The organism is Actinocorallia sp. A-T 12471 (genome assembly GCF_033875155.1).
Lineage (GTDB): Bacteria > Actinomycetota > Actinomycetes > Streptosporangiales > Streptosporangiaceae > Actinocorallia.
In genome coordinates this window covers 146,821-172,637 of the sequence record NZ_JAWZTE010000015.1, presented here as the reverse complement: position 1 = coordinate 172,637, position 25,817 = coordinate 146,821, and the positions used below count along the sequence as shown (strand labels likewise).

Annotated in this window: 26 protein-coding genes; 14 read left to right on the top strand and 12 right to left on the bottom strand. The window is 72.2% G+C overall.

What is annotated here, in order from left to right; translation table 11 throughout:
* Positions 1-88 precede the first annotated feature (88 nt).
* A complete protein-coding gene (locus tag R9X44_RS31855) occupies positions 89-1,129 on the bottom strand; it encodes an enolase C-terminal domain-like protein (protein ID WP_319818059.1) in 1,041 nt (346 codons plus the stop codon).
* 94 nt (positions 1,130-1,223) lie between these two features.
* Here R9X44_RS31855 and R9X44_RS31850 point away from each other — a divergent pair, with 94 nt between their 5' ends.
* Both R9X44_RS31850 and R9X44_RS31845 read left to right on the top strand, forming a co-directional pair.
* Complete coding sequence (locus tag R9X44_RS31850) at positions 1,224-2,006, top strand: SDR family oxidoreductase (protein WP_319818058.1); 783 nt, start codon at positions 1,224-1,226, stop codon at positions 2,004-2,006.
* Positions 2,007-2,018: 12 nt separating this feature from the next.
* Positions 2,019-3,170, top strand: coding sequence for an acetyl-CoA C-acetyltransferase (locus R9X44_RS31845; protein WP_319818057.1), 1,152 nt, complete (start codon positions 2,019-2,021; stop codon positions 3,168-3,170).
* Here the strand turns inward: R9X44_RS31845 and R9X44_RS31840 are convergent.
* The 4 genes from R9X44_RS31840 to R9X44_RS31825 all read right to left on the bottom strand — a co-directional run bounded on the left by R9X44_RS31840 (position 3,154) and on the right by R9X44_RS31825 (position 8,015).
* Positions 3,154-3,588 (bottom strand): hypothetical protein, encoded by a 435-nt coding sequence (locus tag R9X44_RS31840; RefSeq protein WP_319818056.1) that lies wholly within the window; start codon positions 3,586-3,588, stop codon positions 3,154-3,156. The genes R9X44_RS31845 and R9X44_RS31840 overlap by 17 nt on opposite strands.
* Positions 3,589-3,629: 41 nt before the next feature.
* Positions 3,630-5,036 (bottom strand): LCP family protein, encoded by a 1,407-nt coding sequence (locus R9X44_RS31835; RefSeq protein WP_319818055.1) that lies wholly within the window; start codon positions 5,034-5,036, stop codon positions 3,630-3,632.
* Between the two features lie 71 nt (positions 5,037-5,107).
* Positions 5,108-6,502, bottom strand: a complete 1,395-nt coding sequence (locus tag R9X44_RS31830; RefSeq protein ID WP_319818054.1) for an LCP family protein — start codon at positions 6,500-6,502, stop codon at positions 5,108-5,110.
* A gap of 76 nt (positions 6,503-6,578) precedes the next feature.
* Positions 6,579-8,015, bottom strand: coding sequence for a GuaB1 family IMP dehydrogenase-related protein (locus R9X44_RS31825; protein ID WP_319818053.1), 1,437 nt, complete (start codon positions 8,013-8,015; stop codon positions 6,579-6,581).
* Positions 8,016-8,159: 144 nt separating this feature from the next.
* Between R9X44_RS31825 and R9X44_RS31820 the strand changes: the two genes are divergently transcribed.
* The 3 genes from R9X44_RS31820 to R9X44_RS31810 all read left to right on the top strand — a co-directional run bounded on the left by R9X44_RS31820 (position 8,160) and on the right by R9X44_RS31810 (position 11,945).
* Positions 8,160-9,926, top strand: a complete 1,767-nt coding sequence (locus R9X44_RS31820; protein WP_319818052.1) for an AfsR/SARP family transcriptional regulator — start codon at positions 8,160-8,162, stop codon at positions 9,924-9,926.
* A gap of 180 nt (positions 9,927-10,106) precedes the next feature.
* A complete protein-coding gene (locus R9X44_RS31815; RefSeq protein ID WP_319818051.1) occupies positions 10,107-11,006 on the top strand; it encodes an Lrp/AsnC family transcriptional regulator in 900 nt (299 codons plus the stop codon).
* Between the two features lie 81 nt (positions 11,007-11,087).
* On the top strand, positions 11,088-11,945 hold the full coding sequence (locus tag R9X44_RS31810; protein WP_319818050.1) for a LysR family transcriptional regulator: 858 nt from the start codon (positions 11,088-11,090) through the stop codon (positions 11,943-11,945).
* Positions 11,946-11,963: 18 nt separating this feature from the next.
* Here R9X44_RS31810 and folP read toward each other — a convergent pair whose 3' ends face one another.
* A complete protein-coding gene (folP, locus tag R9X44_RS31805; RefSeq protein ID WP_319818066.1) occupies positions 11,964-12,743 on the bottom strand; it encodes a dihydropteroate synthase in 780 nt (259 codons plus the stop codon).
* 266 nt (positions 12,744-13,009) lie between these two features.
* Here folP and R9X44_RS31800 point away from each other — a divergent pair, with 266 nt between their 5' ends.
* Together R9X44_RS31800 and R9X44_RS31795 are read left to right on the top strand one after the other, a co-directional pair.
* Positions 13,010-14,047, top strand: coding sequence for a GDP-mannose 4,6-dehydratase (locus tag R9X44_RS31800; protein ID WP_319818065.1), 1,038 nt, complete (start codon positions 13,010-13,012; stop codon positions 14,045-14,047).
* Positions 14,048-14,550: 503 nt separating this feature from the next.
* Positions 14,551-14,688 (top strand): hypothetical protein, encoded by a 138-nt coding sequence (locus R9X44_RS31795; protein WP_319818049.1) that lies wholly within the window; start codon positions 14,551-14,553, stop codon positions 14,686-14,688.
* On the opposite strand, the gene R9X44_RS31790 is transcribed toward R9X44_RS31795, so the two are convergent.
* Positions 14,678-15,871, bottom strand: a complete 1,194-nt coding sequence (locus tag R9X44_RS31790; protein WP_319818048.1) for an RtcB family protein — start codon at positions 15,869-15,871, stop codon at positions 14,678-14,680. The genes R9X44_RS31795 and R9X44_RS31790 overlap by 11 nt on opposite strands.
* Before the next feature lie 90 nt (positions 15,872-15,961).
* Positions 15,962-16,480, bottom strand: coding sequence for a PaaI family thioesterase (locus R9X44_RS31785; RefSeq protein ID WP_319818047.1), 519 nt, complete (start codon positions 16,478-16,480; stop codon positions 15,962-15,964).
* A gap of 269 nt (positions 16,481-16,749) precedes the next feature.
* On the opposite strand from R9X44_RS31785, the gene R9X44_RS31780 reads away from it, so the two are divergent.
* The 4 genes from R9X44_RS31780 to R9X44_RS31765 all read left to right on the top strand — a co-directional run bounded on the left by R9X44_RS31780 (position 16,750) and on the right by R9X44_RS31765 (position 19,596).
* Positions 16,750-17,340, top strand: a complete 591-nt coding sequence (locus R9X44_RS31780; protein WP_319818046.1) for a hypothetical protein — start codon at positions 16,750-16,752, stop codon at positions 17,338-17,340.
* A gap of 40 nt (positions 17,341-17,380) precedes the next feature.
* Positions 17,381-17,926, top strand: coding sequence for a CGNR zinc finger domain-containing protein (locus R9X44_RS31775; RefSeq protein ID WP_319818045.1), 546 nt, complete (start codon positions 17,381-17,383; stop codon positions 17,924-17,926).
* Positions 17,927-17,997: 71 nt separating this feature from the next.
* Entirely contained in the window at positions 17,998-18,993 is a 996-nt protein-coding gene (moaA, locus tag R9X44_RS31770) for a GTP 3',8-cyclase MoaA (RefSeq protein WP_319818064.1), read from the top strand.
* 30 nt (positions 18,994-19,023) lie between these two features.
* Positions 19,024-19,596: a molybdenum cofactor guanylyltransferase gene (locus R9X44_RS31765; protein WP_319818044.1), complete on the top strand. Its 573-nt coding sequence runs from the start codon at positions 19,024-19,026 to the stop codon at positions 19,594-19,596.
* 7 nt (positions 19,597-19,603) lie between these two features.
* Here R9X44_RS31765 and R9X44_RS31760 read toward each other — a convergent pair whose 3' ends face one another.
* Positions 19,604-19,819 (bottom strand): hypothetical protein, encoded by a 216-nt coding sequence (locus R9X44_RS31760; protein ID WP_319818043.1) that lies wholly within the window; start codon positions 19,817-19,819, stop codon positions 19,604-19,606.
* Between the two features lie 105 nt (positions 19,820-19,924).
* Between R9X44_RS31760 and R9X44_RS31755 the strand changes: the two genes are divergently transcribed.
* A complete protein-coding gene (locus R9X44_RS31755) occupies positions 19,925-20,068 on the top strand; it encodes a hypothetical protein (protein WP_319818042.1) in 144 nt (47 codons plus the stop codon).
* A 52-nt stretch (positions 20,069-20,120) separates the two neighbouring features.
* Here the strand turns inward: R9X44_RS31755 and R9X44_RS31750 are convergent, their stop codons facing one another.
* Positions 20,121-20,879: a winged helix-turn-helix domain-containing protein gene (locus R9X44_RS31750; protein WP_319818041.1), complete on the bottom strand. Its 759-nt coding sequence runs from the start codon at positions 20,877-20,879 to the stop codon at positions 20,121-20,123.
* A 58-nt stretch (positions 20,880-20,937) separates the two neighbouring features.
* Here R9X44_RS31750 and R9X44_RS31745 point away from each other — a divergent pair, with 58 nt between their 5' ends.
* Positions 20,938-22,104, top strand: coding sequence for an AarF/UbiB family protein (locus R9X44_RS31745; protein ID WP_319818040.1), 1,167 nt, complete (start codon positions 20,938-20,940; stop codon positions 22,102-22,104).
* Between the two features lie 45 nt (positions 22,105-22,149).
* Positions 22,150-22,809 (top strand): thymidine kinase, encoded by a 660-nt coding sequence (locus R9X44_RS31740; protein WP_319818039.1) that lies wholly within the window; start codon positions 22,150-22,152, stop codon positions 22,807-22,809.
* A gap of 27 nt (positions 22,810-22,836) precedes the next feature.
* Here R9X44_RS31740 and R9X44_RS31735 read toward each other — a convergent pair whose 3' ends face one another.
* Both R9X44_RS31735 and polX read right to left on the bottom strand, forming a co-directional pair.
* Positions 22,837-23,976 carry a low temperature requirement protein A gene (locus tag R9X44_RS31735; RefSeq protein WP_319818038.1) on the bottom strand — a complete coding sequence of 380 codons (1,140 nt, stop codon included), beginning with the start codon at positions 23,974-23,976 and terminating at the stop codon, positions 22,837-22,839.
* Between the two features lie 70 nt (positions 23,977-24,046).
* A complete protein-coding gene (gene polX / locus R9X44_RS31730) occupies positions 24,047-25,750 on the bottom strand; it encodes a DNA polymerase/3'-5' exonuclease PolX (RefSeq protein ID WP_319818037.1) in 1,704 nt (567 codons plus the stop codon).
* Positions 25,751-25,817: the final 67 nt, after the last annotated feature.

The following is a 25,817-nucleotide window of genomic DNA, read 5'->3' as shown; positions in this document are numbered from 1 at the left end:
ACGTAAGGAAGGCCCTGGGAGAAATCCCGGGGCCTTTCTGCATTTCTGGAGTGATGCGTTTTTCGGAGTGGGCTTTGCTGGTGTTGGCTCAGGACTTCATGGTGAGTTCGTCGGTGGCGAGGCGGGTGAGGCGGGGGCCGTCGATGGTGTGGCCGAGGCCGGGCTGGGAGAGCGGGACGGCGATGACGCCGCCCGTGGCGCGCAAGGGCGGGGTGAGGTATTCGGGGCCGCCGACGAATTCGGTGATGTCGCTCGGGAGGGAGCAGCCGGGCAGGCTCGCCAGGGCGACGGAGGCGGCTTTGCCGATGCCGAACACGCCCGAGCCGCCGCACCAGATGTCCCAGCCTGAGGCGTAGGCCAGGTCGTGGGCGGCGCGGGCGGCGGTGAGGCCGCCGAGGGTGCCGACGCGGAGGCTGAGGGCGCGTCCCGCGTCGAGGTCGATCGCGGCGCGCAGGGTGTCGAGGTCGGTGATGTCGGGGGCGACCGCGGCGCGCACGTTCCGCTGGAGTTCGGCGTGTGGGTTGAGGTCGGGGAAGGGCCGTTCGATCGCGACGAGGTCGTAGGCGTCGAGCGCTTCGAGTGCCGCGAGGTGTTCGGGGCTTCCGGTGTAGGAGCCGTTGCCGTCGACCTGGAGGGCGAGGGTCGGGTACGCGGCGCGGACGGTGCGCAGCGGTTCGATGTCCCAGCCGGGGCGGATCTCGAGGGTGACCCTGCTGAATCCGCCGCCGATGTACCGGTTGACGAGGGTCGGCAGGATTTCGAGGGTCGCCTGGACGGGGATGCGCGCGCCGGTGACGACCGAGGTGCGGGTGCCGCCGAGCGCGTGCGCGACGGGCACGCCGTGCAGGCGTCCCCACAGGTCCCAGGCGGCTATCTCGGTGGCGGCGGTGGCGCGGGGCCCGCCCAGCGCGCGCAGGCCGCCGAGGTCTTCCGGGTGGTCCCATTCGAGGCGGGGGAGCGCGGGGCCGATGCGTTCGCGCAGGTCGGTCCATGTGTCGTCGTCGAGGAGTGCGCATTCGCCCCACCCGACGGTTCCGTCGTCCGCGGTGAGGCGGACGAGGACGCTCTCGGGCCGCCGTCCCCGGTGCAGGGCGACGCGGAAAGCCCGGAACTCCCGGATCGACGGCATCGTCACCCCTTTCGACGGCGTGCTCTTCCCGACCATGATCTCACGTCCCACCCCGCCCCTCGTGAACCAAGCAAGTGCTTGGTATGCTCGCCGCATGACGGTTCCCCAGTACCCGGCCCCGCGCGGCCTGCTCGAAGGCAAGGTCGTCGTCATCACCGCGGCCGCGGGCGCGGGTATCGGCGGCGCTACGGCCCGCCGCTGCCTTGAGGAGGGCGCGAGCGTCGTCGTCTCCGACGCGCACGAGCGCCGCCTCACCCAGTCCGCCGACGACCTCGCCAAGGAGTTCGGCGCGGACCGCGTCGCCTCGATCGTGTGCGACGTGACCGACGAGGACCAGGTCCAGGCGCTCTACGCGCACGCGGTCGTGACGTTCGGCGGGATCGACGTCGCGGTGAACAACGCGGGCCTCGGCGGCACGGACTCCCTCGTGGACATGCCCGACGAGCGCTGGGACCGCGTCCTGGACATCACCCTGAACGGCACGATGCGCTGCACCCGGGCGGCGCTGCGCCGGATGCGGGACCAGGGCCACGGCGGCGTGATCGTCAACAACGCGTCGGTGATCGGGTGGCGGGCGCAGAAGGGCCAGAGCCACTACGCGGCCGCCAAGGCGGGGGTGATGGCGTTGACGCGCTGCGCGGCCCTTGAGGCCGCCGAGTACGGCGTCCGGATCAACGCGGTCGCGCCGTCCCTCGCGATGCACCCGCATCTGGTGAAGGTGACGAGCGAGGAACTGCTCACCGAACTCACCTCCCGTGAGGCGTTCGGCAGGTACGCCGAGCCCTGGGAGGTTGCGAACGTGATCGTCTTCCTGGCCGGCGAGTACTCGTCCTACATGACGGGCGAGGTCGTCGCGGTCAGCAGCCAGCACCCCTGAAGGAGAGCAGCAATGGCAGAAGCGTACATAGTCGACGCGGTACGCAGTCCCGTCGGGCGGCGCAACGGAGGGCTGGCGGAGGTCCACCCGGCCGACCTGGGCGCGCACGCGATCAGCGCGCTGATCGAGCGGACGGGGATCGACCCGGCGGCGGTGGACGACGTGGTGTTCGGCTGTGTCGACACCGTAGGCCCGCAGGCGGGCGACATCGCGAGGACGGCCTGGCTGGCCGCGGGGATGCCCGAGGAGGTCCCCGGCACGACGGTCGACCGCCAGTGCGGGTCCTCGCAGCAGGCGGTCCACTTCGCGGCTCAGGGCGTCCTGTCGGGCACCCAGGACCTCGTGGTGGCGGGCGGCGTGCAGAACATGTCGAAGATCCCGATCGCGTACGCGATGATCGCGGGCGTGCAGCTGGGCTTCGCGGGTCCGTTCGCGGGGTCGAAGGGGTGGGCGGCGCGGTACGGAGATCAGGAGGTGTCGCAGTTCCGCGGCGCGGAGATGATCGCCGAGCAGTGGGGCATTACGCGCGAGGCGATGGAGGAGTTCGCTTACAACTCCCACCAGCGCGCCATCCGTGCGATCGACGAGGGCAGGTTCGCGAACGAGATCGCGCCGCTCGCCGGGGTCGAGCACGACGAGGGGCCGCGCCGCGACACCACGCTGGAGAAGATGCGCGGGCTGAAGACGCTGGTGGAGGGCGGGCGGCTCACCGCGGCCCTCGCCTCGCAGATCTCCGACGGGTCCGCCGCGCTCCTCATCGCCTCCGCGCAGGCGGTCCGCGACCACGGCCTCACCCCGCGGGCGCGCATCCACCATCTGAGCGTGCGCGGCGAGGACCCGGTGCGGATGCTGAGCGCGCCGATCCCCGCGACGTTCCACGCGCTGAAGAAGGCGGGGATGTCGATGGACCAGATCGACTCGGTGGAGATCAATGAGGCGTTCGCCTCGGTGGTGCTCGCGTGGCTGAAGGACACCGGCTACGACCCGGCGCGGACCAACCCGAACGGCGGCGCGATCTCCCTGGGCCACCCCCTGGGCGCCACGGGGGCGCGGCTGATGACGTCACTGCTCGGCGAGCTCGAGCGGACCGGCGGCAGGTACGGCCTCCAGACGATGTGCGAGGGCGGCGGCCAGGCCAACGTGACGATCATCGAGCGCCTCTGAACCCGGCCCCTCTGAGTCTTCTCTTGCGGTAGCCGCCGTCCTCCAGCCCTGCGAGCCGTTCGAAGGGGTTGTAGGACGCGTGGTCTCCGCACAGTGCGAGTGACGTAAGGACGCACGCCAGGTAGGGGAGGAGCATCACGATGCCCAGGCACCACGCGTACTGGGTGGCGTGCCTCCCCTCGTGGGCGAGCAGCCTTGGCCTGCCCTCCAGCGCGCGCAGGTCGCGGAAGAGGATGACGTTGCCGAGGGTGAAGGCGGGTGCGACGGGCAGGGGAAGGCGGTAGCCGTCGGCCAGAAGGAGGCCGTCCGGGGTGCGCCGGACGACGCCGTGCCCTCCGACGCGTGCGAGCACGAGGCCCAGAGGCGTCGACAGGTTGACGATGTTGACGACCTGTCTCAGCTGGTGTTTCGGGTGCATTCCTTAAGTGTCGGGAAGGGACGCGTAGGCCGTCCACCGTTTCAGGACGGGCAGGTGGCGTCGAGGGACGCCGCCGTGCCGGTCGTCTCGTGGGCGCGGGAAGGCGCGGCGTCCTGGACGACGGTTCCGGCGTCCGCGTGCTCCGTGCCCCGCAGGGGCTTCGCGGCGGGTGCGAGGAGGGCGTCGGCGGACAGGCGGCGGATGCGTTCCCAGTCGGGGGCGGAGGTGTCGATCAGCGGCGGCGTGAACTGGAGGCTGGTGATCGTGCCCTTGTCCTTGACCTTGCCCGCGAGCTTCAGCAGCGACGGCAGCAGGCGCTGCGGGACGTCGGTGGAGATGGTGTGCCGGGTGGCGGCGGCGAGCTGCTCGAAGCGGGTGAGGACGCGGGCGGGGTCGGCCTGGCGTGCCATGGCGCGGATCAGGCACTTCTGGCGTGCCATGCGGACGTAGTCGCTGCTGTAGGTGCGCGACCTGCCGTACCACATGGCCTCGCTGCCTGACAGCCGCCGGTATCCGGCGGCGAGACGGCCCTCGTTGTACTTGCCGAAGGTGATGTCCTCGGGGATGCGCAGCCAGACGCCGCCCATGGCGTCGATGAGCTGGGCGAAGCCCTTCATGTCCACGAGGACGTGGTAGTCGACGGGGAGGCCGAGGACGCCGGAGACGGTCTGCTTCAGCAGGGCTGGGCCGCGCTTTCCGTCGGGGACCCCGGGGACCATGTCCGGGTGCTCCTCGGCGTACTGGTAGATCTCGTTCAGGAGTCCCGGAGTGAGCGCGCCGTCGCCGGTGAACCCGTCGGGGAAGCGTTGGCGGGCCGGCCCTTCGGGCAGCGGAACGCGCTCCAGGTTGCGGGGCAGCCCGAGCAGGACGACGTCGCCGGTGCGGGTGTCGACGCTGGCGAGGGTGACGCTGTCGGTGCGGACGCCGAACCTGTTGCGGCCGGAGTCGCCGCCGAGCAGCAGCACGTTGAGCCGTTTCTTGCCCGCGAAGACGCGTCCGTCGCCCTTGTCGGCGTGCTCGCCGAAGATCGCGGTGAGGGTGTCGCGGGCGACGAGGGTGCTGTGCGCGGCGAACGCGAACGGCGCGGCGATCACCAGGCACAGGCCGGTGACGGCGCTGACGGCGAGGATCCGCGCGGGCGCGCCGAGCCCGACGGGCCTGACCAGCTTCCACGACGCCGCCACGACCACGGCCCAGCAGACGGCGAGGCCGACGCAGCCGACCATCATGAGGGTGAGCCAGTCGGGCTGGACGGCGAGTTCGGCGATGCGGCCGCGCCAGCGGGTCGCGCCGAGGCCGATGCCCATGAAGACCGCCGTATACGCGGCGGCGAGCAGGGAGCCTGTCAGGCGGCGGCCGGACGCCAGATGGGCGACCCCCCAGAGCAGGGCCGAAGCCAGGGTCAGCGCGAACGCCCGGACCAGCTGCCTGCCCTGCCCATGCCGCATGGACCCTCCCCCGATCTCGGCCCCATGGACTCCGAGGGGAGGTATGCCCGTGAATTCGGTCGGCATCTCGGTCAGGAACAGGTCGTGCCCAAATCATGGACGGCGCTGACCCTGCCGCGACCGTCGGCGGCCAGCGCGCGGGCGGCGGTCCTGCGGATCAGCCCGTAGTCGGGCGAACCCGGCTCGATCAGCGGCGGCTTGAACTGGACGCTCGCGACCGGCGCGCCGCGCACGCGCCCGGCGAGCTCCAGGAGGCCCGGCAGGAGCCCGCGCGGCAGATCGGTGTGCACCGAGGTCCGGAAGGCCCTGGCGAGCCGCTGGAAGCCGCGCAGCACCTTCAGCGGCGTGGCCTGGCGTGACAGCTCCCACAGCAGGCATTTCTGCCGGTCCATCCGCGCGTAGTCGCTGCTGCCGGTGCGCGAGCGCCCGTACCACAGGGCCTCGCGGCCGTTCAGGCGCGCGCACCCTGCGGGGATGGTCCCGGCGGCGATCTGCCCGCGCGGGACGGGGACGGCCCGGGGGACGCAGACGCGCAGGCCGCCCAGGGCGTCGACGATCATGCGGAAGCTGCGCATGTCGATGAGGGCGTAGTGGTGCACGGGCACGCCGAGCACGTGGGAGACCGTGCGCTTGACCAGTTCCGCGCCGGGCCGCCTTACGCCGACGGGGACGTGGTGCGCCTCGCCGAACTCGTAGACGGCGTTGAGGAGCTCGCCCTTCGGGAACGGGATCTTGCGCGAGCCGTCCCAGACCGGGACGCGTTGGAGGTTGCGGGGGAGGCTGAGCAGGACGGTGGAGCCGTCGAGGGTGTCGATGCTGGCGAGGGTCATGCTGTCGGTGCGTACGCCGACGCGTCCCACGTCGGCGTCTCCGCCGAGCAGGAGGACGTTGAGGCGTCGGGGGCCTCTCCAGCGGGTGTCGTCGGACGCCGAGGACGGGACGGGGGCCTGGCCGTCGGGAGATCCGTCGGGGGCTCCGGTGCCGGGGGAGTCGGAGAAGACGCCGGTGATCAGGTCGCGTTGGACGTCGCCGTAGTGGGCGACGGCAAGGGGCGGGGTGGCGACTGCCGCGCACAGCAGCCCTACCGAGACCGCTCCGACGAACCGTACGCCCGCCGAAGGGGCGATCGGCCGGACGGCCGCGTAGGAGGCGATGACGAGGCCCGTCCAGGCCATCGCGACGAGGACGCACGCGAAGATCAGCGCGGTCAGCCAGCCGGGGCTGACCGCGACCTCCGCAATCGACGGGCCGGCCGCGGCGAGCACGAGGAGCGCCGTCGTGGCGGCCGACACCCAGCCGAGGAGGATCAGCCGTCCGGTGCGCACCCGGCCCGCCCGCAGGTGGGCGAGGCCGGGCACGAGCGCCGAGACCGCCGTCGCGAGGAGCGCGGGGCCGAGCCCTGACGCGCGGAGCGGCCGCCGCACCGCGCGGAAGGTGGGGGCGGCCCCGAGCAGGTGGTTCTCCATGGCCGAGCATGATCACAGCGCCGTGTTCCATGATCACGTAGCCGGACCGCCGGATAACGGGTCCATCACCGTGCCGTCACCAGCTCGTGGACAGCGGCATCCCCTCGGCGTACCCGGCGGCCCCCTGGACCCCGACGACGGCCTTGTCGTGGAACTCCTCGAGCGATGACGCGCCGGCGTAGGTGAACGCGCTGCGCACGCCCGCGATGATCACGTCGATGAGGTCCTCCACGCCTGGCCGTTTGGGGTCGAGGTACATCTTCGACGTGGAGATGCCCTCCTCGAACAGTGCCTTGCGGGCCCGTTCGAACGGGGTGTCTTCCGCGGTGCGCAGGCGGACCGCCCTTGAGGAGGCCATACCGAAGCTCTCCTTGTAGAGCCTGCCGTCGGCGTCCTTCTGCATATCCCCTGGCGACTCGTAGGTACCGGCGAACCACGAGCCGACCATGACGTTCGACGCCCCCGCCGCCAAGGCCAGGGCCACGTCACGCGGGTGGCGGACGCCGCCGTCGGCCCAGATGTGCCGGCCGAGCCGCCGCGCCTCGGCCGCGCACTCGAGGACCGCGGAGAACTGGGGCCGTCCGACCCCGGTCATCATCCGCGTGGTGCACATGGCCCCCGGCCCGACCCCGACCTTGACGATGTCGGCCCCGGCGGCCACGAGGTCGCGCACCCCCTCGGCGGTGACGACGTTGCCCGCGACGACCGGGACGCCGGGATCGAGCGCCCGCACGGCCTCCAGCGCGCTGATCATCTTCTCCTGGTGGCCGTGCGCGGTGTCCACGACGAGGACGTCGGCTCCCGCGTCGAGCAGCGCCTTGGCCTTTCCCGCCACATCCCCGTTGACGCCCACGGCAGCGCCTATCCGCAGGTCTCCTTCGGAGTCCACAGCCGGGCTGTACAACGTGGCCCGTAGCGCGCCCGTCCTTGTGAGGACCCCGACGAGGAGTCCTTGCGGGTCGACCACGGGCGCGATCCTGTGCCCGCGCGTGTGCAGGACCTCGAACGCCTCCTGGGCGAGCACGGTGTCCGGCAGTGTCACGAGGTCGCGGGACATCACGTCGCGCATCTGGGCGAACCTGTCGACGCCCTGGCAGTCGGCCTCGGTGACGATCCCGAGCGGCCTTCCGTCCTCCTCGACGATGACGGCGTTGTGCGCGCGTTTCGGCAGGAGGCTGAGCGCCTCCCCGACGGTGTCGGACGGGCCGAGCCGGATCGGGGTGTCGAAGACCAGGGACCGCTTTTTGACCCAGGAGCTGACTTCCGCCACGACCTCCGCCGGGATGTCCTGCGGGATCACCGCCATCGCGCCGCGCCGGGCGACCGTCTCGGCCATCCGGCGTCCGGAAACGGCTGTCATGTTCGCCACGACTAGCGGAATCGTGGTTCCGGTCCCGTCGGAGACCGTCAGATCGACGCCGAGCCGCGACCCGACCGACGAGCGCGACGGGACCATGAAGACGTCGTTGTAGGTGAGTTCGTGAGCGATGCGCTCCGCGTTGAGCAGCCGCAAGATGACGCCAATCTTCAGGGGAACAACTCCGCCCCGCTTCCTACCCACGGGCGTGACGCGGAAATTCCCCCGGTGCCTCTTGACATCCTTTGTTAGATCATTGAAGTTTTCTCACAGGGCCTTGGCGGGGAGGAGAACGAACCTATGCAGGTCAGGCTCCTTGGCCCCGTGGAGCTACGCGACGGGGAGCGCGGCGCGGTGCCGGTCGGGCCCCGGGCGCGCGCCGTTCTCGCCGCGCTCGCGCTCGAGGCGGGCCGTCCGGTGAGCGTCGAGCGGCTGATCGGCGCGGTGTGGCCGGACCGGCCTCCGGCGACGTCCACGACCCAGATCCACGGCTGTGTCTCGGCGCTGCGCAGGGCGCTCGGCCCGGCCCGCGACCTGCTGGTCACCCGTCCGCCCGGCTATCTGCTGCGCCTTGAGGCCGAGGCCGTCGACGCGCTCGGGTTCGGCGCGCGGGTGCGCGAGGCGCGCGCGGCCGAGCGGGCCGGGGACGCCGAGCGCGCCTCGCGGCTGCTGCGCGAAGCGCTGGGCGGCTGGGAGGGTCCGGCGCTCTCCGGGGTGCCCGGCCTGTACGCCGAAGCCGCCCTGCTCGAGGAACAGCGGCTGCTCGCGCTCGAGGAGCGGATCCGCGTCGATCTCGCGCGCGGCGCGGCGGCCGAGCTCGTCCCTGAGCTGACCCGGCTGTGCGCCGGGCACCCGCTGCGCGAGCGGTTCCACGCGCAGCTCATGGTGGCGCTGGCGCGCTCGGGCCGCCGCCCTGAGGCGCTCGAGGTCTACGGCAGGGCCCGCCGCGTCCTGGTGGCCGAGCTCGGCGTGGAGCCGGGACCCGAGCTGAGCCGCACGCATCTGAACGTGCTCACCGGCCCGGGGGCCGCCGAGACGACGCTGCCGCACGATCCCGCCGATTTCACCGGTCGGGAACCGGAGTTGGCGCGTGTTTCGGCGGCGCTCGCCGCGCCGGGCGGCGCGCTGCCGATCGTCGCGGTGAGCGGGCGGCCGGGCGCGGGCGCGACGGCGCTCGCGGTGCGCGCGGCGCACCGGATGCGCGCGCGCTTCCCCGACGGCCGCCTGTACGTCGACCTGCACTTCACCGCCGATCCCGTCGAGGTGCTCGGGCGGCTGCTGCGGATGCTCGGGGTGGCGGAGCTGCCCGTCGGCAGGGCCGAGCGCGCGGAGCTGTACCGGGCGCGCACCCACGGACGGCGGCTGCTGATCGTCCTCGACGGCGCGGGCGGCGAACGCCAGGTGCTGCCGCTGCTTCCGGGCGGCGACGGCCCCGCGGTGCTGGTCACCGGACGGACCCGCCTGAGCGCGCTGCCGGGGGCCGTCCATGTGGAGCTCGATCCGCTGCCGAGGGGCGACGCGCTGCTGCTGCTCGCGCGGATCGCCGGGGCCGAGCGGGTGGCCGCCGAGCCCGGCGCGGCGGCCCGGATCGTCGATCTGTGCGACAGGCTTCCGCTCGCGGTGCGCGCGGCCGCGGCGCGGCTGGCGGGCAAGCCGCACTGGCGGCTCGCCGACTTCGTGCGGCGGCTCAGCGACGAGGACGCGCGGCTCGGCGAACTCGCGCACGGCGACCTCGACGTGCGGCCCGGCCTCGCCGCCACGCACGCGCGGCTGTCCGCGCCGGCGCGCCGCGCGTTCGCCAGGCTCGCCGACGGTTCCTTCGATCGGGAGGGCCGCGCGCGTCAAGAAAACCCGGAAAACCCGTCATATCTCGAAAGTCGGGAGAATCGGGAAAGCAGGGACGCGCTTGAGGAGCTTGTGGACGCGAGACTGCTGGAAGCCGTGCCCGGTCCGTCCGGGCATGTCGGCTTTCGCCCGCCCGGTCTCGTGCGCTGCTTCGCCCGGGAGTTCGCCCGGGAGCTCACCTCGCGGCCAGAAGTGGGAAACGCCACCGAGGAATGGGGCTGATCACAGGTGCTGTTCCGACGTGCGCGGCCGGGGCTCGGCCGTTCTTTCGCACACGACAGGGGATCGCGTAGCCGGTTCCTGTGCGGTGGAACGGGGCAAACACGAGCAAGATCAAAATTTCCCACTTCCGGCTGGAAAATGTAAGGATCTTGCGAACCCCATTCGACAGGAGGACTCCCCTTGCTGGACGCAGTGGACTCCGTGCTGGTCCGCGAACTCCAGCGGGACGGCCGGGCGACGTTCCAGGCTCTCGCGGATCGCGTCGGGCTCTCCCGCACGGCGGTCAGAGCCCGGGTGCAGAGCCTGCTCGAACACGGCGTCGTCCGTGTCGTCGGCATCGTGCACGCCCGCGTCATCGGGGCAAGCGCAGTCGGTCATCTCGCCGTCACCAGCGCCGGTCCCGCCCGTGAGACCGCGCACGAGGTGGCCAAACATCCCGCGGTCTGCTTCACCGGCCTGTCCACCGGAGGGAGGTCGGTCCTCGCCGAGGCGCGCGCCCGCGACGACGTCGCGCTCGCCGACGTCGTCGATGAGATCCGACAACTCCCCGGCGTCGCCGCCGTGGAGGTGTTCCGCTCGGCCGAGGTCGTCAAGGACGCCCACTCGGTGGTGCGCCGCCTCGGCGACGTGGCCCTCGACGACATCGACTGGAGGCTGCTTCAGGAACTGCAGCGCGACGGACGCGCCCCGTACACCAGGCTCGCCGGGATCATCGGGCTGTCCCAGGCGGCCACCAGAGCGCGCGTGGTCAGGTTGATGCGCTCGGGGGTCATCCAGGTGACCGGGCTCGCCGATCCGGCCGCCCTGGGCAGCCAGGAGCTCGCCTCGTTCGGCGTCGTCGTCGGCGGGTCGGTGCGGCGCGCGGCCAAGGAGATCGGCGCGCTCGACGGCGTCCGCTACCTGTCGTCGGGCTTCGGCAGGTTCGATCTCCTCGGCAGAGCCGAGGCGGGCTCCGCGGCAGGGCTGGTCGACGTGCTCGACGCGGTCCGCGCCACGGGCCACGTCCGGGAGCTCGACTCGTGGCAGGTGCTGGAGATCGTCAAGGAGTCCTACGCGGCGGAACTGCCGGACCGGGCGTGAATCGTTGGCGTAACTAGTTACAACCGGTGGCTTTCCGTCATGTTCGGGACCGGCGGGCCCCGGTGCCATACCGTCGAGTGCATGAATCTGCGGCAGTTGCGCTACGTCGTGGCCACCGCCGACCACGGCACGATGACGTCGGCGGCACAGGCGCTTTACGTCGCTCAACCAGCTCTCTCCCGGGCCGTGCGGGAGCTGGAGCGGGAACTGGGGATAGAGCTGTTCGCCAGGTCCGGACGGGGGGTCGTGCTGACCGCCGCCGGCGAGCAGGTGGTGCGCCAGGCGCGCATCGCGCTTGAGGCGGTCGACGCGATCGAGGCGGTGACGCGGGGGCAGGGCCGGGGGTCGGAGCTGCGGATCGCCGCCACGCCGACGCTGGAGCCGGAGCTGACCGCCCGGCTCCTGCCGTCGTTCGCGCGCGACCAGCCGGCGGTGAAGGTACGGGTGGTCCGCTGCGACGGCCGGGAGGCGGTCGGCGCGGCGGTGCGCTCGGGGCGGGCCGATCTTGCCGTCACCGACCTTCCGGTGCCGGGCGACCTGGCGGCGCATCCGTTCGACCAGCGCGAGGTCGTGCTGATCTCACCGCCCGCGCTGAAGCTGCGGGACCCGGTGTCGCCGTCGGCGATGGAGGGCCTGCGCCTCATCGTCCCGACGCGCGGCACCGCCCGGCGCGCGGAGCTCGACGCGATGCTCGCCAAGATCGGGGCGAACGTGGTGGTGGCGGTGGAGTCCGACGAGCGCACCGCGTGGCCGGGCTGGGTGCGCTCGGGCCGGGGCTCGCTGCTGTGGTACCGCAACCAGGTCGAGGACACCGAGGGCCTCGTGGTGCGCTCCCTCATGCCCCCCGTGACGCGGACCATCGGGCTGGTCCACGCGCACCGGCCGCTGCCCCAGGTGGCGCGCGAGTTCCTCGCCTACGCCAAGGAGCACGGAAGCTGAGGGGGAGCTGACAGACCGCTAAGACAGACCCAGGGAGACGACGTGGTCGAGGGCGCGGCGCGCTCCGGCCACGTCGTGCACGCGGAACACACGGGCGCCCAGGTGGGCGGAGACGCCGAGGACCGCCATGGTCCCGACGCCGCGCTTGTCCACCGGGCGGCCGAGAGCCTCGCCGATGAAGTCCTTGTTCGACACCGCGACCAGAACCGGCCATCCGGTGGCCGTCAGCTCGCCAAGGCGGCGGCTTATCTCCAGTGACTGGCGGGTGTTCTTGCCGAAGTCGTGGGCGGGGTCGATGAGGATGCCGTCGGGACGCACGCCGAGTCCTACGGCACGTTCGGCCTCGGCCGTCACGTGCGCGATGACGTCGGCGACGACGTCGTCGTAGGCGACCCGGTGGGGACGGGTGCGGGGACGCTGGCGGCCCGCGTGCGCGCACACGAGGCCAAGGCCGTGCTCGGCGGCGACGGCGGCGAGCTCGGGATCGGGGCCGCCCCACGTGTCGTTCAGCACGTCCGCGCCTGCCCGCGCGACGGCGTCGCCGACCTCGGCCCGCCAGGTGTCCACGCTGATCACCACCGAGGCGTGGCGCTCGCGGACGGCCGCGACGGTGTCGACGACACGGCGCAGCTCCTCCTTGACGTCGACGTCGTCACCCGGCCCTGCCTTGACGCCGCCGATGTCGATGATGTCGGCCCCGTCGGCGACGGCCCTGTCCACGGCGGCCATCGCGGCGTCGAAGCCGTAGGTCGCGCCCCGGTCGAAGAAGGAGTCGGGGGTGCGGTTCACCACCGCCATGACGGCGGGGCCGTCAAGGGTCCGTCGGCCCAGGCGCAGTGTCCCCCGGTGCGGTGTCACGGTTTCCCCTCTCCCCGAATGGGCGATCACCCGGCGAGCCATCCTAGGTTCCCCGGCACGTCGCAGGGCACTGGCGAATCGGATTCGGGCGAAACCCTCCCCGGACTACTCAGATGGACACGGAGGTAGATAACCTCTTCTTTCACACATTAAGTGTTCATGTTCTTGACGGTCCGTGCCCCAGGGCACATCAGAGGGGGGTTCCGCTGACCAGGCGAGCGCTCATCACCGGCATCACCGGGCAGGACGGGTCCTACCTCGCCGAGCACCTGCTCGAGCAGGGGTACGAGGTCTGGGGCCTGGTGCGCGGCCAGGCCAACCCCCATGTGGCGCGGCTCCGCAAGCACATCGGCGATGTCAAGATCACCACGGGTGACCTGCTTGACCAGGGATCGCTGATCTCCGCCGTGGAGCGGGTCCAGCCGGACGAGGTCTACAACCTCGGCGCGATCTCCTATGTGCCGATGTCCTGGCAGCAGGCGGAGCTGACGGCCGAGGTCACCGGCATGGGACCGCTCCGGGTGCTCGAGGCGATCCGGGTCGTCAGCGGGATCAGCTCGTCGCGCACCACCGACCCGCGGGCGCAGATCAGGTTCTACCAGGCGTCGTCGTCGGAGATGTTCGGGCAGGTCCGCGAGACGCCGCAGAGCGAGCTGACGCCGTTCCACCCGCGCAGCCCCTACGGCGTCGCCAAGACCTACGGGCACTTCATCACCCAGAACTACCGCGAGTCCTACGGGATGTTCGCGGTCAGCGGCATCCTGTTCAACCACGAGTCGCCGCGGCGCGGGGCCGAGTTCGTCACCCGCAAGATCAGCCTCGGGGTCGCGCGGATCAAGCTGGGGCTCGCCGAGGAACTGCGCCTCGGCAACCTCGACGCGCGGCGCGACTGGGGCTTCGCGGGCGACTACGCCAAGGCGATGCGGATGATGCTCGCCCAGGAAACCCCCGAGGACTACGTGATCGGCACCGGCGTCACCCGCTCGGTGCGCGAGCTCGTGGAGCTGGCGTTCTCGACCGCCGGGCTCGACTGGGAGCGGCACGTCGTCCTGGACGACCGCTACACCAGGCCCGCCGAGGTCGACCTGCTGTGCGCGGACCCGAAGAAGGCGCGCGAGCAGCTCGGCTGGGAGCCCGAGGTGTCGTTCGAGGAGCTCGTGGCGATGATGGTCAAGTCCGACCTTGAGCTGCTGTCGTCCTCCGGGCGTCCCGACGAGGAGCCTTTCAGCCCCGACCACTGGTAGGGCAGCGGCCCGGAACCGGCCAGCGGGCTTGTGGGACCGGCGGGGCCGCCGTCAGCGTGGGGCATGTGCGGCGATCACGGCATTCCCGGCGGGCTTCCCGCCGCGGTGGCCGCCGCCCTCGCCGCATACCGCGAGACCGTCGCGCCCGGCGGGTGCCTGACGGGCACGCTTTGACGCGCGAGGCGGGCCCCTGGTCGTCGCGGGAGGGGCCGTGGCGCTGCCTGAGACCGTCCGGGAGGCGCGCGCGGCCCGGCTGCGGCTGCGGTCTCCTGAGCCGTCCCCCGAGGGGCGCGGCTGGTTCCCCGAACGCGGCCTGCGCAAGTCGGACGCGCCGCCTACCAGGACGCCATATGGGGCCGGGCGTACGTTCGCCACCAACGGCCCCTGGCTGACGCTCGACGTCGCGGGTCGGGAGCCGGGGGAGAGGGTCGCCGCGGAGCCGGGCTACTGGCTGCGGGTCTGCGCCGCCGTGACGGGCCCGCGCAACCGGGTCCGGATCTACGATGCCGACGGGATCGTCGCCGAGCTGGATCGACCGCCTCGCCGACCTGCTCGTCACCCGCGCGAACGACCCAGACCCCGCCCTCCCCGCGCTGCTGGAGAGGGCGAGGTCGGTGTACCGAGACCGGCTCAGCCCTTGATGCAGACGAGCTGGCGCAGGTGCGCCACGACCTCCACGAGGTCGCTCTGGGCCGCCATCACCGACTCCAGGTCCTTGTAGGCCCCGGGGATCTCGTCGAGCACGCCGGAGTCCTTGCGGCACTCCACGCCCTTGGTCTGCTCCTCGAGGTCCGCGACGGTGAACCGCTTGCGCGCCTGGTTGCGGCTCATCTTCCGGCCCGCGCCGTGCGACGCGGAGTTGAACGCCGTGTCGTTGCCGAGGCCGCGCACGATGTACGTGCCGGTCGCCATCGAGCCGGGAATGATGCCGAGATCGCCCTTGCCCGCCCGGATCGCCCCCTTACGGGTGACGATCACCTCGACGCCGTCGTACTCCTCCTCCGCGACGTAGTTGTGATGGCAGGAGATCGGCTCCTCCCACCGCACCTTGCGGCCGCGGAACTGCGTCTCGACGGCGTTCACCGTCAGCGCGAGCATGACCGCGCGGTTACGCCGCGCGTATTCCTGCGCCCAGAACAGATCGTGCCGGTAAGCGGCCATCTTCGGTGTTCCGGTAAGGAACACCGCGAGGTCCGGATCGGGCAGATCCTGGTTGTGCGGCAGGTTTCGCGCGGCCTCGATGTGGACTTCGGCGAGCTGGTGGCCGATGCCCCGCGAACCCGAATGCAGCACCACCCAGATCGCGCCGTCCACGTCGGCGCACAGCTCCCAGAAGTGGTTTCCGCCGCCGAGCGAGCCCATCTGCTTGCGGGCCCTGCCCGTCTCCCGGCGCACGGCCGGGTGGAGCTCGTCGAAGGACTTCCAGAAGTCGTACCAGCCGCGCTCGCGCAGGCCGGGAACGCCCGAAGGGTCGACCTCGCCGCGGTGCATCCCGCGTCCGACCGGCATGACCCGTTCGACCTTCGAGCGCAGCGGCCCGAGGTCGTCGGGCAGGTCCGCAACGGTGAGTGAGCTCTTGACGGCGGTCATCCCGCAGCCGATGTCGACGCCGACCGCGGCGGGCGACACCGCGCCGCGCATGGCGATGACCGAGCCGACCGTCGCGCCCTTTCCGTAATGGACGTCCGGCATGACCGCCATGCCGTGCACCCAGGGCAGCGAAGCGACATTCCGCAGCTGTTCCAGCGCCTGCGGCTCGACAGTTTCCGGGTCGCCCCACATGCGAATGGGAACGGCTCCGCCGGGAAGCGAAGTGAATGGCATCACCGGCTCCTTTCCTCGTTCGATTCGGTGGGCGCCTCGACCAGAATCAAAGCCGAAAGACAGGACGGAGATCAAACCATTTTCGGCCGGTCACAGATCGGGGTCGTGCGGCTTGGCGTCGGCCACCGGCCGCAGCGCCTCGCGCAGCGGAACGATCATCATGGAGAAGTCGGCGGTCGCGATGATCCGGTGCTCTGGGTCCTTCACCCGGCACTCCACGATGACGAGTTGACGGCCCGCCTTGATCACCTCGGCGTGCGCGTAGACGGTGTCGCCGTTCGGCCTGCCCAGGTACCTGACGTGCAGGTCGGCGGTCACCAGGCTCTGCTCGCCCGGCCGGAACCCGCTGCCGCGCGCCGCCGCGGTGCCCGCCGCGACGTCGATCAGCGTGGCGATCGCGCCGCCGTGCAGGTTGCCCGTGCTGTTGAACGCCTCTTCCCGGACGGGCATCGACACCACCGCGTGGCGCGTCCCGATCTCCACGACCTCCAACGCGAGGAGGTGGTGCAGGGGAGTGTTGCGGCGCAGTTCGTCGCGGATGAAGGCGCGGTCGGTCTCCGGAAGGTCGGCCACCTTGATCACGCCGTCGCCAGAAACCTGCTCGCTCATGCCTGCTCCCCTCTAGCCGCCGGCGCGCTCGGCCCGGCACGCGCATCCCCGTGCGCGCGACGACCCATTATCCGAGCGGCCTCCGACAGAGTCCGGCGAGGGGTGCCGCGCGCGCTGCGGAGCCACTTCCATAACTCAAAGTATTCACCCGACCGCGAATCTGTGCTCATGGGGTCCAAAGTTCTTCGCCGCCGTAACACACGTGATAAACCGGTGCAGCGCCCACCGATACCGGTGCCGGCCGACCGGTGATGTGTTAGGTGAGTTCAGTGTTCGAGGAGGGTGTGCCGATGCGGCACGCGCGCGACGGGGCGACTGCCGCGATGAACGCGGCATCCCAGGTGCTTGCCGCCCGGGGCAAGGCGGAGCCACAGGAGTTCGACAACGCCGACGTGCAGTGGGCGGCCCGCGCCCGCGACGGGGTGTGGGCGCCGACCCGGAACCGCCAGCGCATCCACGTCGGCATCGACTGCTCGCCCGACCGGGCGGCCACCGTCCTGCGGCCGAGCCTGCGGGTCTTCGTGGGCGTCGACGTCGACACCGACATCGTCGCGCAGACCACCGCGGACGGCATCAGGCTCGTCACCGTCGTGCACGGGCCCGAGGCCCCCACGTCCTTCCGGTTCCCCATCGGCCTCGCCGACGGCCTCGCCCTTGAGGCGATGCCTTCGGGCGGCTTCGACGTCGTCAACCTGCGTTATGGTGCTACCGTCGGCCGGTTCTACTCGCCGTGGGCGTGCGACGCGCTGTTCCGTCCCCTGGCCGCCCGCCTTGAACTCGACGGGGGCGCGCTCGTCATGCGGCTGCCGCACGAGGGGGCCGCCTACCCCGTCGTGGCCGATCCGCACTACGGGATCTGAGCGGGGGCCTTTCGCGCGCCGCCGGACTACACTGCGGTCCATGATTTTCCCCCACGACACCGAGCACGCCCTCGAAGTCATGGTGGATCTGGTCAACAGCGCGGCCGAGGACGCCGAGGGGCTCGCCGACCTCGCCGCGCTCGCCGCTTTCGTGGAGGGCACCGGGGCGAGCGACGTGCCGCCGCTGGCGGCCGCCGACCTCGCCGAGGTGCGGGCCCTGCGCGCCAGGTTCCGTGAGGTCTTCGACGCCGCCGAGGTCGCGCAGGCGGTCCCGCTGATCAACGGTATGCTCGCCGAGCTGAGCACCGCGCCGTACCTGACCGACCACGACGGGCACGGCTGGCACGTGCACTACTTCGCGCCCGGCTCCCGGATCGGCGAGCACCTGGCCGTCGACTGCGGGATGGCGCTCGCCTACGTGCTCGCCGCGGGGGAGCTCGACCGGCTCCGCCAGTGCGCCGCCGACGGCTGCGACCGCGTCCTTGTCGACCTGTCGCGCAACCGCTGCCGCCGCTTCTGCGACAGCCGCACCTGCGGCAACCGCGCCCATGTGGCGGCCTACCGGGCCCGTCGCCGGGCGGGCTAGCCGCCGCCGCGCGACCCTCGCACACGGCCTATGCTGGGATGATTCGCGCGCGAGGGGAGCTGGGACGGGTGCTGCTGCTGGACGGGCACGGACGGCGGGCCACCGACCTTCGGGTGTCGCTCACCGACCGGTGCAACCTGCGCTGCTCCTACTGCATGCCGCCCGAGGGCCTCGACTGGCTGCCCAAGCCCGAGCTGCTCACCGACGACGAGGTCGTCAGGCTCGTCACGATCGGCGTCGAACGCCTCGGCATCACCGAGGTCCGCCTCACCGGCGGGGAACCGCTGCTGCGGCGCGGCATCGTCGACATCGTCGCCCGGATCGGCGCGCTCGCGCCGCGTCCGGAGATCTCCCTCACCACCAACGGCATCGGCCTTGCCAAGGTCGCCGCCCCGCTGCACGCGGCGGGCCTGGCCAGGGTGAACGTCTCCCTCGACACCCTCGACCGCGAGGTCTTCCGCAGGCTCGCGCACCGCGACAGGCTCCCCGACGTCCTCGCCGGCATGGCCGCGGCGGCGTCGGCGGGGCTCGCGCCCGTCAAGGTCAACGCGGTGCTGCTGCGCGGCGTCAACGAGGACGCGGCGGTCCCGCTGCTGCGGTACTGCCTCCAGCACGGGTACGAACTGCGGTTCATCGAGCAGATGCCCCTTGACGCACAGCACGGCTGGCAGCGCTCGACCATGGTGACCGCCGAGGAGATCCACGCCCTGCTCGCCGCCGAGTTCACCCTGACGCCGCTGCCGTCGGCCGACCGGGGGAGCGCGCCCGCCGAACGGTTCACCGCCGAGGGCGGGGGGCTGCGCGGGCGCGTCGGCGTGATCGCGTCGGTCACCCGGCCGTTCTGCGGGGCCTGCGACAGGGTGCGGCTGACCGCCGACGGGCAGATCCGCAACTGCCTGTTCGCCAGGGAGGAGTCCGATCTCCGGGCGGCCCTGCGCGGCGGCGCGTCGGACGCGGAGATCGCCGAGCGCTGGGCGGCCGCCGTGCGCGGCAAGAAGGCGGGACACGGCATCGACGACCCCACGTTCCTGCAGCCCGACCGCCCGATGTCGGCGATCGGCGGCTGAGGTCCGCGCGCGGGGGGAAGGGAAGCCGTTATGAGCACTGCGCAGACCGACGGCGTTCCGGGCCCCGGCGTGCCCTATGACGCGGTGATCCTCGCCGGAGGGGCGGCCCGGAGGTTCGGCGGTAAGGACAAGCCGGGCGCGCTCGTCGCGGGGGTGCCGCTGATCGAGCGGGTGGCGCGGGCCGTGGAGGGGGCGTCGCGGACGATCGTCGTCGGGCCGGTGCGTCCTGGCCTCGAGGCGGTGTTCGTGCACGAGCACCCGCCGGGGTCGGGACCGGTGCCCGCGCTGCGTGCGGGCCTCCAGATCGTCTCCGCGCCCCGCGTGGTGCTGCTGGCGGCCGACCTGCCCTTCCTCACCGCGCCGGTCGTCGCTGGCCTCCTGGCCCATCCCAACGCCGTCCTGGTGGACTCAGGGGGCCGCGACCAGTGGCTGACCGGGGCGTGGCAGACCGACACGCTGCGCACGGCCCTGGAGACGTACGGGGGCGGCTCCCTGCGCGGGCTGCTCGATCCGCTCGCGCCGGTCCGGGTGGCGGCGGTGCCGCACTGGTCGGACTGCGACACCCCCGACGACCTGGCCAGGGCCGAGGAGCGGCTGGGCTAGGGCACGCTCAGCCGTCGGTGGGGGCGAGGTCGCCCACGGCGACGACGTCCTTGAGGAAGTCGCGGCGGCCGAGGAAGTCGGCCAGGCCCGCGCGGTGCTCGTCGCACGCCGTCCACACCTTGCGCCGCTCGGGCGTGTGCAGCTTCGGGTTGTTCCAGCGCAGCGCCCAGACGGCCTCGGCGCGGCAGTCCTTCGCGGAGCAGATGATCTCGGGGTTGTGCACCGTTTGTCCGTTCTTTGTCTGCTGTGGATGTCGTTTCGCGGACGGTCGAGGCAACGTGGACCTTGCGCCTTGAACCAGGCGACCCAAGAGGATCGGGGGACCATCATGGGTGACAGGAAGAAGCCGGCCAAGACGTCCGGCAAGGCGAAGAAGGCCGCGCTCAAGGCTACGCGCGCCGCGAAGCAGGAGAAACGCGAGGCGAGGGACGACCGCCCGGTCGCCATGCCGCCGGCCAACCGGAGCGAGTGACCCGCGGCGTATCGAGCCGGGGCGCGGACCGCTGTCCGCGCCCCGGCGCGCGTCAGGCGCGCAGGGCGGCCCCGGGCGAGCCGCGCAGGAGCCTCGCGAACCTGTCGCCGACCTGGCGCAGGCGCAGTTCGAGCACATCGTCGAGCAGGTCGAGCTCGGCCGCGGTCGGCACCACGCCGCCCGCCCAGCCGGTGACCAGCGTCCGCCACAGCAGCACGTGCCCGGTCGGGCCCGCCGGATAGTGCGCGGCGGCGGCCTCCGGCAGGTCGAGCAGGATCTCGGCCACCGAGTTCAGCAGCGCGATCCGCACCGGACGCGCGGCCGCCGCGGCGAACGCCCGCGCGATGTCGAGTTCGGCGCGCAGCAGCGCCCCGGGGGCCGCGCCCACCGCGCTCAGCTCTTCGAACGCGCCGAGCGCCGCCACGGCCGGACGGTGGTCGTGCCTTGCGGGATGCGCGGCGACGACCCTTGCCGAGCGCGTCAGGACGTCGTGGTAGAGCTCAAGGACCCCCGAGAACAGGCCGACGGCCGTGTCGGGGAGCAGCCGCGCGTGCCGCAGCATGACCCGGCAGACGTCCAGGCCGCCGTCACGGCGGAGATCACGCACCACGAAGCCCCTGCCGCGCCGCGCCTCCACGAGCCGCGCGGCCTCGAGCCGCACAAGGACGAGTTGCGCGGTCGCCCGGTTCACCGAGAACTCCTCGGCGAGCTGCCTTACCGAGGGGGCCAGGCCGCCCGCCGGATACGTCCCGGCGACGATCCGGCCCGCCAGTGTGTCGGCCACGTCGGTGACGATCGTCGGTTCCCGCACGCCATGCCCTCCCGCAAGTCCGTGTCCGGGGCAGTTTAGACGGGTACGATCCGGTGCGATGCGCGATGACGATCTTCAGGAGAGGATCACCCGGCATCTGTTCGAGGTGCTGAGCGAACTGCGCGTTTGCGTCACCCGGATGGCGCGGGTCCTGCCCCTGTACGAGGAGCTCCTCCCGGACGGCGCGGGGCCGTCCTACCGGGAGGCGCTGGTCAGGCTGCGGGGGGCCGCGCCCGTCATGCTGCCGGGAGCGGTCCACCAGGCGCTCGCGCACGATCTCGGGCCCGACTGGTCGGGGTTGTTCCGCTCCTTCGCGGACCGGCCCGTGGCCCTGGCCACACACGGGCAGGTGCACCGCGCGGTGTGGCACGACGGGCGCGAGGTGGCCGTCAAGATCCAGTTTCCGGGGGCGCGGCAGGCGCTCGCGCACGACCTCGGGCAGCTCGACCGGCTGTCGCCGCTGGCGGCGGTGCTGCTGCCGCGCGTCGGGTCCGTCGCGTCCGGGCTGCTCGCGGTGCTCGCGCGGGAACTCGACTACGCCAACGAGGCCAAGGGGCAGCGCGCGTTCGCCGCGGCGTTCTCGGGTGATCCGGATTTCCGCATCCCGGCCGTCGTCGCCCAGGCGGGGGCCTGCCTGGTGACCGAGTGGCTGGGCGGCAGCCCGCTCGTCGCCGTCGCCAGGCGCGGCACCCGTGCGGAACGCGACCGCGCGTCGCTGCTGCTGTTCAGGTTCGCGCTCGCCGCGCCGGCCCGCTGCGGGCTCGTCCACCTCGATCCCGACCCGGCGAACTTCCGGCTCATGCCCGACGGGCGGCTCGGCGTCCTCGACTTCGGCGCGGTGGGGCCGCCGCACCCGTCGGAGCTCGGGGCCCTGCTGCGGACGGCGGCGGGCGGGCGGCTGCCCAGGATCGTCGCGGCGGCCCGCGCCCACGGGTTCGCGCCCAGCGGCACCGACGCCGACCTGCGGCCCTTCGCGGCCCTCCTGCGCTCGATGACGGCGTTCGTGCGCGAAGACGCGTTCGCCTTCAGCCCGCGCTGGGTCGCCGACCGCGTCGGCGAGGCCACCGCCCCGGCCATGCTGACCGCGGCCCGTCACCTGGCCCTGCCGCAGCCCTACCTGCAGACCGCGCACGTCATGCCCGCCCTGCTCGCGGTCCTCGGCGCGCTCGGCGGCAGCGGGTCCTTCCGCGACGAAGCGGCCGCCTATCTGCCCGGTTTCGCCTGAGCCCTGAGTTCCGGGCATCGACGGTGCGTCATACACTGACACCCCGTGAGTGATTCGTCGGCATTGTCATCGGTTCCGCCCGCGGGGGTGAGCGGCCTGCACCGCGACGCGGTGCTCAAGTTCTTCTACGGCCCGATGGACTGCGGCAAATCCACCCTCGCGCTTCAGATCAACTACAACCACCGCAGGCAGGGGCGGCGCGGACTCGTCCTGACGAAGCACGACAGGTCGGGCGGGCCGCGCGTGACGAGCCGGATCGGCCTCGACGGCGACGCCTACGAGGTCGGCGACGACTGCGACCTCGGCGAGCTCATCCGCCGCGCCCAGCCGCGCCTCGACTACGTCGTCTGCGACGAGGTGCAGTTCTACACTGTCGCGCAGATTGAGCAGCTCGCCGACCTCGTCGACGACTGCGACATCGACGTGTACGCCTTCGGGCTTGCCTCGGACTTCCGCGCCGAACTGTTCCCCGCGGCCCGCCGCCTGTTCGAGCTCGCCGATGAAGTCTCCCGCCTCCAGGTCGAGGTCCTGTGCTGGTGCGGCCGTCCCGGCCAGCTCAACGCCCGCACCGTCGGCGGCCGCCTGGTCCGCTCCGGCGAACAGGTCGTCATAGCCGACACCGACGAAACCGCCGAGACCCGCTACCGCGTCCTGTGCCGCCGCCACCACCGCTCCGGCGACCTGGGCCGCCCCGAAACGCCCTGACCCCCGCGCGGGCCTCGGCAGGGGCGGCTAGGCCGGTGTGGGGGGAGTGTTGGCGTGCTGGAGTTCGCGGAGGGTGACGAGGGCGACAAGGGCCAGGCCCGTCAGGGGGACGGCCGCCGGGGTGAAGGTGCTGGCGAGGACCAGGGCCGTGGTGATGGCCACGGGGGCGGCGGTTCCTCCTGAGCGGCGGTGCAGGAACCAGAGCGCGGTGAGGAAGACCGCCACGGGGACCGTCACCGAGGCCGACGCCAGCGCCTCGGGGATCTCGGTCTGGCCTTCCTCGCGGGAGGCGACGATGGACAGGCCGGCGCCCACGGCGGCGCTCGAGGCGAACACCATGTAGTGGCCGTAGCCCCACACGAGGGCGGCGCGCGCCGACGTCAGCAGGACCGCGGCGTCACGCGAGAAGTACAGCCACCACAGGGCGGTCATCACCAGGACCCCGCCCAGCGCGGTGACGACGAGTTGCGCGGTGTGGCCGAGCGCGAACGCGTCCTGGAACGCCAGGGCCGCCGCGCCCACCGACTCGCCGAGCACGATCAGCGTGAACAGCCCGTACCGCTCGGCGATGTGGCCGGGATGCCACGACGTCTGCGCCTGCGCGGCGAGGACCGGGACCGCGAGGTCCAGCAGCGCGCACGCCGCCCACGCCGGGCCGCGCAGCTCGGGCGGCACGAACAGGAAGCCCACCCACAGGCACTGCAGGGCGACGAGGCCGACCGCCGAGCGCACGGCCGTCGCGCGCCCGGAAGGGTCCTCGACGGCGACCCGCAGCCACTGGCACACCAGCGCCGCCCGCATCACCCCGTACCCGATCACCACGACCGTGAAGTCCTCGGCGGTGAACGCGCGCCCGACCCCCGCGGCGATGATGAGCGAGCCGACGATCTGGACGAGGACCGCGCAGCGGTACGGGACGTCGTCGGTGTCGTAGGCGGAGGCGAACCATGTGAAGTTCATCCACGCCCACCAGATGGCGAAGAAGACCATGAGGTACGCGCCGAGGCCGTGCATGACGCGTCCCTCGTCGACCGCGTGGTGGAGCGCGGATCCGGCCTGCGCGACGGCGACCACGAAGCACAGGTCGAAGAACAGTTCCAGCGGGGTTGAGGCGCGGTGCTCCTCGGCGGGGTCCCGGGCCTGCATCGTGCGATGCAAGTTCGCCATGCCCGGCGATCCTAGGACCGCGGGAAGTCGGCGCTCCGCAACCGGCCGGGTACGGCGGGTCAGCTTTCCTTCACACGGGAGCCGCCAGATACGCGAGCAGCCGCTCGACCGGCCACGTGTTGACGACGTCGTCGGGCGTGAGCGCGGCCCGCTGGGCGATCCCCACGCCGTAGTGCTGGTTGCTCAGGTGCGGGACGGCGTGCGCGTCGCTGTCGATGGAGAACTTCACGCCCCGGTGCTTCGCCCTGCGCACCAGATCCGACGGGAGGTCCGCGCGGTCGGGGAAGGAGTCGATCTCCAGCACGGTGCCGGTGCGGGCGGCGGCGTCGAACACCGCGTCCCAGTCGGCGTCGACCGGGGGACGCCTGCCGATCTTGCGGGTGGTGGGATGGCCGATGATCTGCACGCCGGGGTTCTCGCAGGCGGCGATGAACCTGCGCGTCATCTCCGCGCGCGGCTGGGAGAAGTGCGAGTGGACGCTGGCGACCCGCACCTCGAAGCCCTCGAGGACCTCGAGCGGCCAGTCGACCGAGCCGTCCGGGCCGATGTTCAGCTCGGTGCCGTGCAGCAGCCGCATAGCCGGGTACTTGTCCTGCAACGCCGCGAGGGCCGCCCGCTGCTCGAGCGCCTTGTCGAGCGTCATCCGCTGCATCGCCAGATCGGGCGCGTGGTCGGTGACCGCGTAGTAGGCGTGGCCGAGCGCGGCGGCGGCCGCGACCATCTCCTCAAGGGAGGCGACGCCGTCGGTGAGATCGGTGTGCGTGTGCAGATCGCCCTTGAGGTCGGACGCCTGCACGAGCGCCGGGAGTTCGTGCTTGAGCGCTGCCTCCACCTCGCCCATGTCCTCCCGTAGGGCGGGCGGCACCCACTGCATGCCGAGGGCTGCGTAGATGTCCTCCTCGGTGGCGGCGGCGATGACGCGCTCGCCGTCGAACAGGCCGTACTCCGACAGCTTCCAGCCCTTGCGCACCGCGATCTCGCGCAGCCGCACGTTGTGGTCCTTGCCGCCGGTGAAGTAGACCAGCGCCGCGCCCCACGACTCCTCGGGCACGAGCCGCAGGTCGACCTGGAGGCCGCGGTCGGTGCGCACCGAGGTCTTCTTGTCGCCGGACGCGACGACCTCGGCGACGAAGGACTGCTCGCGCAGCGTCTCCATCAGGCCCGGCGAGCCGACCGCGAGGATGTCGATGTCGCCGACCGTCTCGCGCATCCGGCGCAGCGACCCCGCGTAGGCCATCCGCTCAGGCGGCGAGGGGTTGCCGCCGAGCGCGGCCATCACCTCGTGCGCGAGGTCGAGCGCGATGCCCCGGTGCACCCTGCCGCCCGAGCCGCGCATCTGCTCGATGCCCGCGAGCAGCTTCTCGACGGTCTTGGGGCCCATGCCCTTGACGCCCTTGAGCTGGCCCGCCGCGATCGCCTCGGCGAGGGCGTCTGCGGAGTCGATGCCGAGTTCGCGGTACAGGAACAGGGCGGTCTTCGGGCCGAGGGAGGGGATGCGGGTGAGCCGCCGCACCCCGTCGGGCACCCTGGCGCGCAGGGCGTCGAGCTGGCGGAAGCTGCCGCGCGCAAGGAACTCCTCGACCTTCTTGGCGATCGCCTCGCCCACCCCCGGCACGTCGCGGACGGAGATCTCACGCAGGTCGCGCGGATGCCCCGCGATCGCCTTCGCCGCCTTCTGGTAGCTGCGCACCCGGAAGGGGTCGCCGCCGTCGAGGGCGAAGAGCTCCGCGTATTCGTTCAGGGCCTCGGCGGCCGCCTCGTTCGATCGAGCCATGAATCCACACTACGACCGGGGTCTGACACTTTCCGCGACGAGCCCGCCGCGCCCCGCCGCCGGGTGC

Coding starts and splice junctions, on each gene's coding strand:
- R9X44_RS31755 (WP_319818042.1), top strand. CDS start 19,925: ATGGGTGACAGGAAGAAGCCGGCCAAGACGTCCGGCAAGGCGAAGAAG.
- R9X44_RS31810 (WP_319818050.1), top strand. CDS start 11,088: ATGAATCTGCGGCAGTTGCGCTACGTCGTGGCCACCGCCGACCACGGC.
- R9X44_RS31785 (WP_319818047.1), bottom strand. CDS start 16,480: ATGAGCGAGCAGGTTTCTGGCGACGGCGTGATCAAGGTGGCCGACCTT.
- R9X44_RS31745 (WP_319818040.1), top strand. CDS start 20,938: ATGCGCGATGACGATCTTCAGGAGAGGATCACCCGGCATCTGTTCGAG.
- R9X44_RS31835 (WP_319818055.1), bottom strand. CDS start 5,036: ATGCGGCATGGGCAGGGCAGGCAGCTGGTCCGGGCGTTCGCGCTGACC.
- R9X44_RS31790 (WP_319818048.1), bottom strand. CDS start 15,871: ATGCCATTCACTTCGCTTCCCGGCGGAGCCGTTCCCATTCGCATGTGG.
- R9X44_RS31775 (WP_319818045.1), top strand. CDS start 17,381: ATGATTTTCCCCCACGACACCGAGCACGCCCTCGAAGTCATGGTGGAT.
- R9X44_RS31820 (WP_319818052.1), top strand. CDS start 8,160: ATGCAGGTCAGGCTCCTTGGCCCCGTGGAGCTACGCGACGGGGAGCGC.
- R9X44_RS31830 (WP_319818054.1), bottom strand. CDS start 6,502: ATGGAGAACCACCTGCTCGGGGCCGCCCCCACCTTCCGCGCGGTGCGG.
- R9X44_RS31840 (WP_319818056.1), bottom strand. CDS start 3,588: ATGCACCCGAAACACCAGCTGAGACAGGTCGTCAACATCGTCAACCTG.
- R9X44_RS31845 (WP_319818057.1), top strand. CDS start 2,019: ATGGCAGAAGCGTACATAGTCGACGCGGTACGCAGTCCCGTCGGGCGG.
- polX (WP_319818037.1), bottom strand. CDS start 25,750: ATGGCTCGATCGAACGAGGCGGCCGCCGAGGCCCTGAACGAATACGCG.
- R9X44_RS31850 (WP_319818058.1), top strand. CDS start 1,224: ATGACGGTTCCCCAGTACCCGGCCCCGCGCGGCCTGCTCGAAGGCAAG.
- folP (WP_319818066.1), bottom strand. CDS start 12,743: ATGGCGGTGGTGAACCGCACCCCCGACTCCTTCTTCGACCGGGGCGCG.
- R9X44_RS31735 (WP_319818038.1), bottom strand. CDS start 23,976: ATGGCGAACTTGCATCGCACGATGCAGGCCCGGGACCCCGCCGAGGAG.
- R9X44_RS31855 (WP_319818059.1), bottom strand. CDS start 1,129: ATGCCGTCGATCCGGGAGTTCCGGGCTTTCCGCGTCGCCCTGCACCGG.
- R9X44_RS31795 (WP_319818049.1), top strand. CDS start 14,551: ATGCCGACGGGATCGTCGCCGAGCTGGATCGACCGCCTCGCCGACCTG.
- R9X44_RS31765 (WP_319818044.1), top strand. CDS start 19,024: ATGAGCACTGCGCAGACCGACGGCGTTCCGGGCCCCGGCGTGCCCTAT.